The sequence below is a fragment of the Pedobacter sp. SAFR-022 genome, assembly GCF_051965375.1.
Classification (GTDB): Bacteria; Bacteroidota; Bacteroidia; order Sphingobacteriales; family Sphingobacteriaceae; genus Pedobacter.
Map to the genome: position 1 here is coordinate 1 of NZ_JBQCME010000010.1, position 13539 is coordinate 13539.

Here is a 13539-nt window from a genome sequence, read left to right on the forward strand (position 1 = left end):
TTTGTTGGGCTTTTCGTTTTTCATATCATTTCTGTTTTTGAAAAACTCTCCATGTAAACTAAATTCAGGAATCTACAGTAACAGGTTTTGACGTAAACAGGCGCTGCTTAACCATGATATCGGCATCAAGCTTTCAAAAACGATATTTTTTACGTACCTTTGTGAAACATTAGGCTACTCTCTGGCACAATCTTGTTAACCAATTTTAATTGGCTTTCATTCTCCCGGAAAACATTTCCAACTGAGATTATAAATTTTATTCAGGTCAGTCGCATACTCAAGTGCTCATCTATTAAGATTGACTTTTACGGGAACCGCAGAGAGCAGTTATTTTTTTACTTAAACTACGTATATATGGCTAAGTCTCAAGCAACCTTCATGAAGAAGCAACTCGAAAAAAACAGACAGAAAAAGAAAGAAGACAAGTTGCAAAGAAAAGAAGAGCGTAAGCAAAACCCAGGCGGAAGCGATCTAGAAAGCATGTTAGCATACGTTAACGAATTCGGCGAAATCGTTTCTACACCGCCAGAAAAGAAACCTACCACTCCACCGGAGGACAAATAAAGATACCTGCCCTGACTGCAAAGTTCAGGGCTTTTATTTTCCTGAGCTTTTCAGCCCATTATTAACGCGATAACTATTCCTCAAATTACATCATGTGCAAGCAGCTGTGAAGCCTTGTACCTCGCATGTTCCGGTTCTTGGTTATAGCGTCTGTCCTGATTTTTATTCAGGCGATCTATGCAGGATAAACCTGAATTTCAGCACAAAAGGTAGAACTACGAACAATAAAAGCGTGTTTTAAGCAGGTTAGCACTACGTTCAAAGCTCTTTCTATTAGTTACTCGATTATAGAAAAAAGCTTTACCTTAGCTAAACTGTGTAGAAAAACGTGCTAAATATGAGCATCAGTTTCCTTTGCAACCTGACTAATTCAGCACAACTTTATTCTCGCAGCCTAATTTTAATATAACGTCTCTTAAATTATGGAAGATTGCGCAACGATTGCAGACCTGTTTTCGATCCGGGTAACCAGCACTCCCGATAGCATTGCGTTAGAACTTAACGATCAAAGGTTGAGTTATAAACAGCTCGACGAGCTGTCGGACCGGGTTGCAAGCTTTTTGTCCGACAAAGGTGTGCATGCTGATATGATCATTCCCATCTGCCTAGACAGATCATTTGATATGATTGTCGCAATACTCGGAATTATCAAGTCTGGCGCGGCATATGCACCGATAGACCCCAACTATCCGCCGGCAAGAATAAAATATATTCTCGATGACCTTCATGCTCCCTTTACGATTAGCAAGCGTAATTGCTGCCATAAAATAGATGGCGAAGTGGTTCTCGTAGATCAACTTATAACGACCAATGCTAAATTTAAAAAACATCAGTCTAAGCCTTCCGACCTGCTGTATGTAATTTATACCTCTGGATCTACAGGATCGCCAAAAGGCGTTATGGTTGAGCATCATTCACTTGTAGCTTACATTGAAGCACAATCAGAATACTTCAAGATCACGGAGAACGAAAAAATACTGCAGTTTTCCAACTACTGCTTTGATGCTTCCATTGAACAAATATTTTTGGCACTGCTAAACGGAGCCTGTCTTGTACTCATGAACGAAGAACATTTACAAGATGCGATTTTGTTCTCGAAGTACGTCAAGGAGAAGCAAATCACCCACTTACATGCCACACCTGGATTTTTAGATAACCTGCCTGCAGGCGAATACCCCGATTTAAAAAGAATTATTTCAGCTGGCGATCTCTGCAAGAAGCAGCTTTTCATGAAGTGGGCTGGTAAACTTGACTTCTATAACAAATATGGGCCGACTGAATCAACAATTTCGGTCCTGGAGTATGCTTGTAGCCGCGATGAAGTTATTTCTTCGAAAGTGCTTCCCATTGGAAAACCTATTGGAGACACTAAGGTTTATCTGCTCAACGAACAACTTCAAGAAGTTGCGGTTGGGGAAACTGGCGAAATTCATGTGAGCGGTACGCAGGTTTCCCGCGGGTATCTCAACCAACCAGCATTAACAGCGGAGAAATTTATTCCAAGCCCTTTTGATCCCTCGGATCGGCTATACAAAACGGGGGACCTTGCGCGGTATTTACCAGATGGAAACGTGACATTTCTGGGAAGGATGGATGATCAGATTAAGATCAGCGGATACCGTATAGAAATTGGCGAAATTGAAAATGTGTTGATAGAAGCACCTGGAATTTCCCAATGCGTGATTGTTGCAGACAAAACTTATATACATGGATCCCGGCTGGTTGCTTATGTAGTACCAGAGGATGTTTTCAAAAAGGATGAGGTACGAAGCTTTCTCCTCTCGAAATTGCCGGACTATATGGTTCCGCAGCTGTTCGTAACCTTAGATCAAATACCACTCACCCCAAATTTAAAGGTAGACCGAAAAGCGCTGCCGCATCCGGACGCCTCTGAGCTACTATCGAATACTTTCGTTGCGCCCAAGCATGATACTGAAAAGACGCTAGTGACCATATGGAAGTCACTACTTGGCGTGAACCGGGTAGGTATTGAAGATAACTTTTTTGAACTCGGTGGCACCTCGCTGCTTGCGCAGAAACTGGTGACCAGCCTGAAAACACATGGGCTGCAGCTCCCAGTAACCAAACTGTATGGCAACCCAACTGTTGCGGCCCTTGCCGCATATTTAGATGGCAGGAGCTTACAGCCGCAGCTAGTGAAAACGCGTAAACCGCAATCACGAACAGCGGAAGTGGCAGTGATTGGAATGTCCGGCAGATTCCCCGGAGCTGATGATATTGCTACATTCTGGGACAACCTAAAGAATGGAAAAGAAGGTATCAGCTTTTTTTCAGATGAAGAACTACACCCTTCCATATCAGCTTCGCTGAAGTCTAATCCCGACTATGTAAAGGCTCGGGGGATAATTAACGACCTGGACCAGTTTGATCCTGCGTTTTTTGGCATCAATTACAAGCAAGCGGAGCTGATGGACCCTCAGCAGCGTTTGTACCTGGAAGTTGCTTGGGAAGCACTTGAAAGTTGCGGACATGTGCCAGACAAATTCAAAGGTACGATAGGCGTATATGCTGGCTGCCGGTTTAACACCTACTACAGCAACAATGTCGCTTCCAATGATAACCTCATTGAGCAGGTAGGTTCTTTTCAGGTAGGCACGGTGAGCGACAAAGATTATATCGCTTCCCGAACTGCATATGCCCTAAATCTAAAAGGTCCTGCTGTAAATGTACAATCCGCATGTTCCACTTCCCTCCTGGCAATTGCTCAGGCGGTAGAAGCAATTCGTAATGGACACTGTGACGTTGCACTTGCGGGTGGTTCATCTGTCCTGGTGCCGGTGAAAAGCGGGCACCTATACCAAGAAGGGGCTATTCTCAGTCAAGATGGCCATTGTCGCACATTCGACGACCAGGCGACCGGAACTGTATTCAGCGACGGCGCGGGTGTGGTTGTACTTAAAGACAGGAAATTGGCTGAGGAAGATGGAGACATCATCTTCGGGATAGTAAAAGGAGTTGGTCTGAGTAATGACGGCGCGGAAAAAAGCAGCTTTACTGCGCCCAGTGCAGAAGGTCAGGCGCATGCCATAAGTATGGCCATTCAGGATGCCGGGATTGATCCTGCTGACCTCTCCTATATCGAAGCTCACGGAACAGCGACACCTATCGGCGATCCAATTGAAATTGAAGGCTTAAGCCTTGCTTTTGGAAAGCAGGAAAAGAAGCAGTATTGTGCAATTGGCTCTGTGAAGAGCAACCTTGGGCACTTAACTGCAGCTTCCGGTGTTGTTGGTTTCATCAAAACCTGCCTTGCCTTATACCACAAGCAAATTCCACCAACAATACATTACGAACGTGCAAACCGGCACATCGATTTCACCAACAGCCCCTTCTATGTGAATGATACTTTGTTACCATGGACGTCCAATAAAAAGAGAATAGCCGGGGTAAGTTCATTTGGCGTAGGCGGTACAAACGTCCATTTGATTGTTGAGGAAGCAGAAAATCTCATCGTACAAAGTACGAAAAGCCGACCCGTTCAACTGCTGTGCTGGTCTGCTAAGGCACAGGAAAGTCTCGACCTTTATGGTGAGCGCTTGAGACGATATATAGATAGCAATGAAGAAGTTAATCTAGCTGATGTATCGTATACATTGAACACCAACCGTCAAGAGTTTGATTTCAGACGTTTCTATATCGCTTCCGGAAAGCAAGACTTTGGAGGCCAATTTCAGCAGCACCCTTGGTCAAAACATACCCGAAAGATAAAAAAGGGCCAGACCGCTGAGCTGGTATTTATGTATCCTGGACAGGGAGCGCAGTTTCTTCACATGGGGAAAGATCTTTACGAATCGGAGCATGTGTTCAGACAAGCGATGGATGAAGTTGCTGACCTGTTTTTAGAAGAAACCGGAGCGCATTTGCTCCACATCATCTATCCTACCAGCACTGATGAGGAAGCAGAACAAGTGCTGCGGAATACAAAGTACAGCCAGCCAGCGTTGTTTTGCATTGGCTACGCACTGACGAAGTTGTGGATGAGCTGGGGAATTTACCCAACGGCATTTATAGGCCATAGTATTGGAGAATTTGTTGCTGCCTACTTCTCTGGAATTTTTTCATTGAGGAGTGCTGTTAAATTGATTGCCACCAGGGGTAGAATGATGAGTGACTTACCGGCTGGCAAGATGCTGTCGGTACGTTGCTCGGCAGAAGCAGCAAGGGCTTTTCTTTCCGCAGAAATTGATCTTGCAGCGGCAAACAGCGATAATCTTTGCGTACTGGCAGGAACTAACGAGGCAATCGATCATTTAAGCACACAGCTTGATTCGGAAGGCATCCTCAACCGAGCACTGGCCACAAGCCACGCTTTCCACTCCCATATGATGGATCCTGTTGTTGAACCATTCAGGAAGATCGTTGCAAATATCACGCTGAATGAACCTGTTATCCCAATCCTATCTACGGTAACCGGGACCTGGTTAACGGCTGATGAAGCCATGAACCCCGACTATTGGGCAGGACACCTGCGATCCACTGTAAACTTTGGCGGAGCAATAAAGCAGCTGCTTTCTAGCTCATACGAGATATTTCTGGAAGTTGGGCCTGGTAACACCACAGCTACACTGACCAGACAGCAGGCGGGGAAAATGCCGGTTACAGTTCTCTCCTCACTCGGCAGAGATGCGAATAGTTCTTCTTATTACCCGCTCTTAAATGGTCTTGCTGAACTCTGGCTTGATGGTATAACGCCAGACTGGGCCTCCTTTTATGAAGCTGAAAGCCATGTAAAGGTAATGGACCTGCCAGGCTACGCCTATAACAAAAAGCGCTTCTGGGTAGAACCTAAAATAAACAACCCTTCTGCGGTTATAACCCAGCAAGAAATTCAATATACTCCAGTTCAAAATCATACATCAATTTATATGAGGAAAAATTTACTTACCAATCAAGTCAAAGAAATTTTAGAGAACGCTTCCGGCATTGAGTTGGCAGACGTTTCCTCAGACATGAGCTTCATCGAAATGGGGCTCGATTCTTTATTATTGACCCAGGTAGCCTTAATCTTAAAAAAGCAATTTGCTGTTCCTTTAACATTCCGGCAGCTCAATGAAGAATATGGCACCCTGGACTCGTTGGTAGATTATTTGATTCAGCAATTGCCTGAGGAGGCTCCGGCGGCATTACCCCAGCCTGCTGAGCAGGTAGCTGTAGCGCCTCCTACAATTAACAATGTTTATCCATCGCAAATGCCGCAACCCTCAGTCCAGGGAAGCAATGTAGCAATTGATCTTATTAGTCAACAGTTACAACTATTGGCCAAGCAACTTTCGCTATTGCAAGGTGGACAGATCAGCATGCCGGCCGTTGCAGCACCGGCAGTTATGGCGGCAGTATCAGAACACCGACAGCCAACTGCTCCGGCGAAGCCCCTGGTCGCAGCGGCAGATCCAAATGCTCAACTTAGCGCGGAGGAACGTGCGGAGATCAGCAAACCGTTTGGCGCCGCTGCACGAATTGAGAAGCATTCGGCCAGCCTGAATTCAAAACAGCAGGAATATCTTTCGGATTTGATCTTACGTTATAATGCGAAAACCAGCAAAAGTAAAGCATATACACAATCAAACCGGGCGCACATGGCTGACCCTAGGGTCGTTTCAGGATTTAAGCCTGCGACGAAAGAGCTGGTTTATTCTATTGTAATAAACAAGTCGAAAGGTAGCCGTTTATGGGATATAGATGGAAATGAATACATAGATGCATTAAACGGATTTGGATCGAACATGTTGGGTTATCAACCGGATTTTATCAAGGAGGCCTTGATCAATCAGATTGAACAAGGTTATGAAATCGGACCCCAACATGAGCTTTCGGGTGAGGTATCAAAACTAATTGCTGAGTTTACTGACTTCGATCGCGTTGCCCTTTGTAACACCGGTTCAGAGGCAGTACTCGGAGCAATGCGTATTGCCAGAACCGTGACAGGTCGTACGACTATTGTAGCCTTTACCGGCTCTTACCATGGTATTGCTGATGAAGTTATTGTACGTGGAAGCAAGAAGTTAAGAACCTTTCCTGCTGCGCCGGGCATTCTACCGGATGCGGTGCAAAACATGCTGATTCTGGATTACGGAACGGAAGAGTCACTGCGGATCATAGAAGAACGTGCCTCGGATATTGCGGCCGTACTTGTGGAGCCAATACAAAGTCGTCGGGCAGACTTCCAACCAATAGATTTCCTGAAAAAACTTCGAAAAATCACAGCCGACGCCGAAACGGTGTTGATCTTCGATGAGGTTATATCCGGATTTAGATTCCATCCCGGTGGAGTTCAAGCCATGTTCGGCATTAAGGCTGATATTGGCACCTACGGAAAAGTTGCCGGCGGCGGTATTTCTATCGGTATCATTGCAGGCAAAAAGAAGTACATGGATGCATTAGATGGTGGATTCTGGCAATTTGGAGATCAATCGATACCTGAAGTGGGCGTGACTTATTTCGCGGGAACTTTTGTTCGCCATCCCCTGGCACTTGCCACCGCCAAAGCTTCTTTATTATATCTAAAGGAAGCCGGTCCACAGCTACAGGAAAGGTTGAATGCCAATGGAGATTATATTGCACGCACAATTAACGCCCTTTGCCGAAGATTAAATGTTCCGATGTTCATTGCACAATACGGCTCCCTATGGCGTATAAAGTTCATTGAAGAGTACCCTTATGCAGAACTATTTTTCACTTTGATGCGCCTTAAAGGTATTCATATCCTCGAAGGCTTCGCATGCTTTCTGACTACCGCCCACTCGACAGCTGATATTCAGCAGATCATCCGGTGTTTCGAAGAGAGCCTGGTGGAATTGAAATCCGTTGGCCTGATCCCGCATTACGAGCACCCAAAGCAAACAGTGGATGTAACGGAGGATTTCATGAGTACAATGCCGGTACCGAACGCGAAGTTGGGGAAAGATCAGATGGGAAACCCGGCATGGTTTGTAAAAGATGAAAACAACCCTGGTAAATACCTGCAAGTAAGCAATTAACCTTTTTAGAATGACCAAATATATTCCAGTTGATTTTGACCCCTTTGGCGAAACAAAGGAAATTGAGAGAATTACGCCTACAAACGATTCGCAAAAAGAGATCTGGCTTGCCTGTATGTTCGGCGGCGAGGAAGCTAACCTCGCTTACAACGAGTCCATTTCACTTGACTTCGAAGGAAATCTCCAGGTCGATGATTTTAAGCGTGCTGTTAGGGGGCTCATTCTTCGCCATGAGGCACTAAGGTCAACTTTCAGTGCAGATGGGGAGTGGATTTTTACCTACAAAGATTTTCCAGTCGACTTTGTTCTGGAAGACCTTTCTCCTTTGGGAGCCTCAGCGCGCAGAGCACTGAATGAATCAATAAACAAGGAACTTGCCATTGCGCTCAATCTACAAGAAGGGCCATTGTTTAAGGTATACCTTCATAAACTTGCCGCTAATCTTCACGTATTTACGATTATCAAGCACCACGCGGTATGCGACGGCTGGTCTTCGGGCATCATTCTGGAAGATATAAGCAAGATGTACAATGCCTATACAAAGGGACTTTCAGTTGCGATGGGTAAAGCCTGGCAGATGAGTGACTACGTGAAGAATGAGCGTTTGTTTAAAACTAGCGCGGACTATCAAACCACGGAAAGCTACTGGTTAGATCTTTATAAGGGAAAAATCCCAGTTGTTGACCTGCCTACAGATTACCCGAGGGTATCACCTCGCGGATATAAAGGCATGCGGTTAGACTTTGAACTTGGTAAGGGGCTTTTAGACCAGCTGAAAGTATTGGCTGGTAAATCAGGTGCAAGCCTGGTAACAACATTGCTCACGGCGTTTGAAGTTTTCCTTCATTCAAAAACGCGGCAGCATGAGCTTGTTGTTGGACTACCCGCTTCCGGGCAGGCCGCGTCCGGTCTGAATGATGTTGTGGGGCACTGTGTGAACCTGCTGCCTATAAAGACGGTTATTGATCCGACGCGGTCGTTTAAACAGCACCTTAAAATTCGAAAGAGTGCCATACTTGATGCCTATGAACATCAACGACTAACCTTCGGAGAACTGATTAAAAAGCTTTATATCCCCAGGGATGGCGCTCGCATAACCTTAGTTCCTGTAATCTTTAATATTGATATGGGAATGGATCAGGCGGTTTCTTTTGATGGCCTTAAACATAGCCTGATCAGTAACCCCAGAGCGTATGAAACATTTGATATTTTTCTGAACGCTACAGGGTCAAAAAACAAGCTGGTATTAGAATGGTCTTTTAATACAGGCCTTTTCAAGCCTGAAACTATAGAGATTTTCCACCGGGATTTTACCGCGATCCTGGAGAAGATTGTGCTAAATAGCGATGTTATCATTTCATCCCTGGCCCAGCATGAGGAGCATGAGCTTGCGATATCGGTTGAGCAGAGTGGGTTGAAATTCAGCTCGATAAATGACCTTTTGGAACAGGTTTATAGAAGCTACCCTGCTAAAACTGCAGTTTCCTTCAATGGTCAGCACTTAAGCTACAATGCGTTAAACACAAAAGTTAATCAACTTGCAAACAAGTTAATTGTTCAGGGCGTAATGCCAGGTGATTTTGTTGCTGTCTTCATAGATAGATCTGCGGATATGTTGGTTTCGCTTTTAGCAATACTTAAAGCAAGTGCCGTTTACATCCCCTTAGACCCATCCTACCCTAAGGACAGAATTGAATTCATGCTTGAAGATTCAGGTGCAAACTTTCTGTTAATCTCAAGAAAATATCAAGGGTACTACCAAGATCGTACAACTGAAATAATAGCAGAGATTGAAGACCAAACCGATCTCTCCGTTCCCTTGCCTGATTTTACACCGGTATCAGGGTCTGATCTTGCGTATGTTCTTTACACATCCGGATCCACCGGGAAGCCAAAAGGTGTAAAGATCAGTCATGGCAACTTGTCTAATTTCTTATTGAGCATGCTCGATCAACCTGGCATCAATAAGGACGATAAACTTTTAGCGATTACAACCATATCTTTTGATATCGCTGGCTTAGAGCTTTTTTTACCGCTTATCGCGGGTGCAGAAGTCATAATTGCTGACGCAGCCTCCGCGAAAGATGGTCGAATTCTCGCAGATATGATCACTGAAAGCGGCATCACGATGATGCAGGCTACCCCATCAACCTGGCAGATGTTGATCGACTCAGGCTGGAGCGGATCATCATCCTTAAAGATTTTGGCAGGCGGTGAAGCTTTAACCGACCAAATGGCTAAACACTTACTTCCACGCAGTTCGGAATTATGGAACATGTACGGCCCTACCGAGACGACGATATGGTCCACCTTGAAACAGATAAGACAAGATGATCGGACCATTACAGTTGGTCATCCAATTCGAAACACACGGATATTCATTCTTGATGAACACGGCCGTGAGGTACCGAAGGGGATTGTTGGCGAGGTTTGCATTGCCGGCGATGGCGTAAGTCAGGGCTATTTGCACCGGCCAGAACTTACCCAGGAGAAGTTCATTATTGAACCTGGAAGATCAGTATCGGGTAAACGGATGTACAGAACAGGTGATCTAGGTACCATACTTCCCAATGGAGAACTACAATGCCTGGGGAGAATGGACCAGCAGGTAAAAATTCGAGGCCACCGGATTGAACTCGGTGAGATTGAATCAATACTCTCCACTGCACCTGGCATAAAACAAACCGTTGTTGCGGTAAGTGAAAACGATAAAAAGGAAAAAAGCCTTGTAGCATACGTGACACTTGAGCAGGAGATGGAGCAAGAACAAGCTTTATCCTGGAAGGATCGTTGGGAAACATTGTACAATATTGGTGCAGAGACGAACAAGAATGAGGCCCTGCCCGACCAGAACCTGGACGGGACGCTACTGGAATATTATGAAAACGGCAAAGAACTTGCCGCGCAGTCTGAAGAATGGCTCCGGAGCTCAGTCGAGCGAATCAAAGCCCTGCATCCACGCAGCGTATATGAGATTGGAAGCGGCGCCGGACAGATTTTATATGAACTTACGGACGATGTAGACTATTATCTGGCTACCGATTATGCGCAGACTGCAATTGACAAACTTAATGAGACGCTTTGCTCAAACCCGGAGAAATGGGGTCATGTTGAAGCAAAAGTAGCCAGTGCTGACGATTTCAGTGCCGTGGGAAACCGGAAATTTGACCTTGTTCTATTACACAGTGTGGCGCAGTACTTTCCTGGGGCCGACTACCTGATTGATGTGGTTAAAAAAGCATTAGGCGCTATTGATGGGACCGGGTGTATATTCATTGGTGACATGCAGGGACAAAACTCTTTAGAGATGTGCCATGCGATGGATCATCTTCCGAAAGCGCCAGAAAAGAACACCTTAGCTTTTTTCAAAGAAATTATAGAGAACCGCGTAAGGATTGAGGATGAACTGGTTGCTGACCCAGCGTTTTTCTATGGACTTAGGACTACTTTTCCAGAAATCAAAGCAGTCGATATCCAATTAAGGAAAGGGAAGTCCATCAACGAAATCACGAAATACCATTACGACGTCTGGATATATGTAGGCGCTGAAAAGCCATATGTTACGCCAGCGATCAGTCGAACCTGGCATTCCGATACTAAACTTTCAGATGTAGAGCAAGTTCTTCGCGATAATCCATCTTCAGTTGTGGAGTTAAAAGGTATTTACAACAGTCGAACAGCTAAGGATTGTCATTTGTTGAAATTGATGCATACTGCTAATGAGGAAACGTTGCTTGCTGACATCAAAACAGCGGTAAATGCCGTGACTGAAGGTATGCATCCGGATCTGTTTTGGGCTACAGCAGAAAGGCTCGGCATTAAGGCACACGTTCGTTGGAGTTCAGATGGGACAGATGGTCTATTCGACGTTGTATTTATTCCATCTGCCTTTGGAGCGGTGTTGCCAGATGCTCCATATGGAAGTGGACGCACAATCGATATGGCCAGTCATATCAGAACGCCCTTTTCGAAGGAGCGGATTACAATCTCAAAAGCACAGATCTTAGAATGGAAGAGGTATGCCGGTGAGTTGCTTCCGCCATTTATGGTTCCAGAACAATTTGTCGGACTGAAAAAATTCCCATTAACACCGAATGGTAAGATAGACCGGAAGATGCTTCCAAAAGTGGAGTCTAAACGTATGGAAGCAGAATCAACGGGTGAGCTCCCTTCAACGGAAAATGAGCTTCTGGTGGCTGCTATCTGGGCAGAGGCTCTGGGCTTGGAGAACCTGAAGGTTACTGACGACTTTTTCGAGCTTGGAGGGCATTCTCTTCTTGCCATGAAGGTCATGGTTGCCATAGAGAAGCGTACCGGGAAGCGTTTGCCATTGGCGACACTATTTGACAACTCTACTCTCGGCAAAATGGCGCTTCAATTGGAAGAAGACAAACCAAAGATGGCCTGGAGTGCTCTAGTACCCATCCGTACTTCTGGCAGCAAAAAGCCATTATTCCTTGTTCATGGAGGTGGGATGAATATCCTGGTCTTCAAATCACTTAGCTCCTATTTCGATAAAGACCAACCAATCTATGGTATCCAGGCGCTTGGGTTGAATTACGAGATGGATGTTCCAGATTCGATTGAAAAAATTGTAGAAAAATATCTGGAGGAAATGCTGACGGTACAAGCGGATGGTCCGTTCATGCTTGTAGGATATTCTTTGGGTGGAATCTTAGTGTATGAAATGGCTCGACAGCTGAGCGCAATGGGTAAGGAAGTTTCGATGGTCGGTGTAATCGACACCTACGCGAGCACCGGTGAGGATTTGACTGACACCAAACAGTTACTGAAAAAGGTGACCCGTCAGTTTAATAAGGTGCCTTTCTTCACAAAATCATTTTTGAATTACCCGGCTGAGACACTTTCTTACCAAAAGACAATTCTGAAGAGAAAGCTTAAAGGCGCATTAAAGGCAGAAACAACGGACAGGCAATTTGAGCTTTCTGATTATGAGGCGGAAATCTATGAGCGGTATAGTACTGCTTTGTCAAAATACAAATTGGCAGCCGATGATATTGAAGTTACGCTATTCAGAGCTAAGAAAAGGCTATATTATTTGGATGATAACCAGTATTTAGGCTGGAAGTTATATGCAAAAAAGGGCGTTAAGATCTGGGAAGTTCCCGGAGATCATAAGACGTTTTTATATCCGCCACATGATGAGGAGTTGGTTAGGGTGTTGCAGTCTGCTATTAACTCGATCAACCATTCAGGTGAAAATTCTCGAAAACAGGTTATTGCATAAGAAAATAATGCTTCAGGAATCACCGAACTGGCTGCACTTTTCGGACTTTGGATGCAAAATGCCAGCTGATCTAATCCACATATTCCGGATAGCCACTGAAGCGTGCTATCCGGGTATTGAAAGAGATTATACAAGGGTACTATCTGCGAATGAGTTAAATCGTGCATCGAGGTTCCTTCATATCAAGGATAGGATTAACTATTTAGTCCGGGCGTATTATGTGCGTCGAATTTTGTCCTGTTTTGTACCTGAAGCTCCCGAAGCGCTTCAGATCTCCAGAATTGGGAATAAAAAGCCAGCACTGGAAAACATCCATTTCAATGTAAGCCATAGCCAAGGGTATGTAGTGATCGTGGTAAATTCAAGGCCGATTGGTGTCGATCTAGAGTATATTGACCCTCGATTTGATTTTGACCTGGTGCTAGAACAATGCTTCAATGATGAAGAACAAGCATTTGTGAATGAGGGAAACCGGCGAATTAACTTTTATAGTTTATGGACTAGAAAAGAGGCTGTTTTGAAGGCTACTGGGGAGGGTTTAACAAACGTCTTACGCTCGATCAATTGTTTAGACAATAGCATTAGAAGGCATGATCATTTGTACAACGTGAATAGTTTTTACTTTGATGAACAGTATCTGCTGAGCCTAGCTGCGCTTGATGGCCCAGTGCACTATAGATACTGGGACGTTTGTAGTTTGACAACATACCCATAGCACCTCAAGTAGCT

The 13539-nt window shown here is 44.9% G+C and carries 4 protein-coding genes; all 4 read left to right on the forward strand.

Annotation, left to right across the window (positions count from 1 at the left end; all coding sequences use genetic code 11):
• Positions 1–354: 354 nt before the first annotated feature.
• The 4 genes from ACTHQF_RS16760 to ACTHQF_RS16775 all read left to right on the forward strand — a co-directional run bounded on the left by ACTHQF_RS16760 (position 355) and on the right by ACTHQF_RS16775 (position 13525).
• Positions 355–564 carry a hypothetical protein gene (locus tag ACTHQF_RS16760; RefSeq protein WP_440432034.1) on the forward strand — a complete coding sequence of 70 codons (210 nt, stop codon included), beginning with the start codon at positions 355–357 and terminating at the stop codon, positions 562–564.
• Positions 565–986: 422 nt separating this feature from the next.
• On the forward strand, positions 987–7562 hold the full coding sequence (locus tag ACTHQF_RS16765; RefSeq protein WP_440432036.1) for an amino acid adenylation domain-containing protein: 6576 nt from the start codon (positions 987–989) through the stop codon (positions 7560–7562).
• 10 nt (positions 7563–7572) lie between these two features.
• On the forward strand, positions 7573–12810 hold the full coding sequence (locus ACTHQF_RS16770; protein ID WP_440432038.1) for an amino acid adenylation domain-containing protein: 5238 nt from the start codon (positions 7573–7575) through the stop codon (positions 12808–12810).
• A 7-nt stretch (positions 12811–12817) separates the two neighbouring features.
• Positions 12818–13525 (forward strand): 4'-phosphopantetheinyl transferase family protein, encoded by a 708-nt coding sequence (locus tag ACTHQF_RS16775; protein WP_440432040.1) that lies wholly within the window; start codon positions 12818–12820, stop codon positions 13523–13525.
• The last annotated feature ends 14 nt before the right edge of the window (positions 13526–13539 follow it).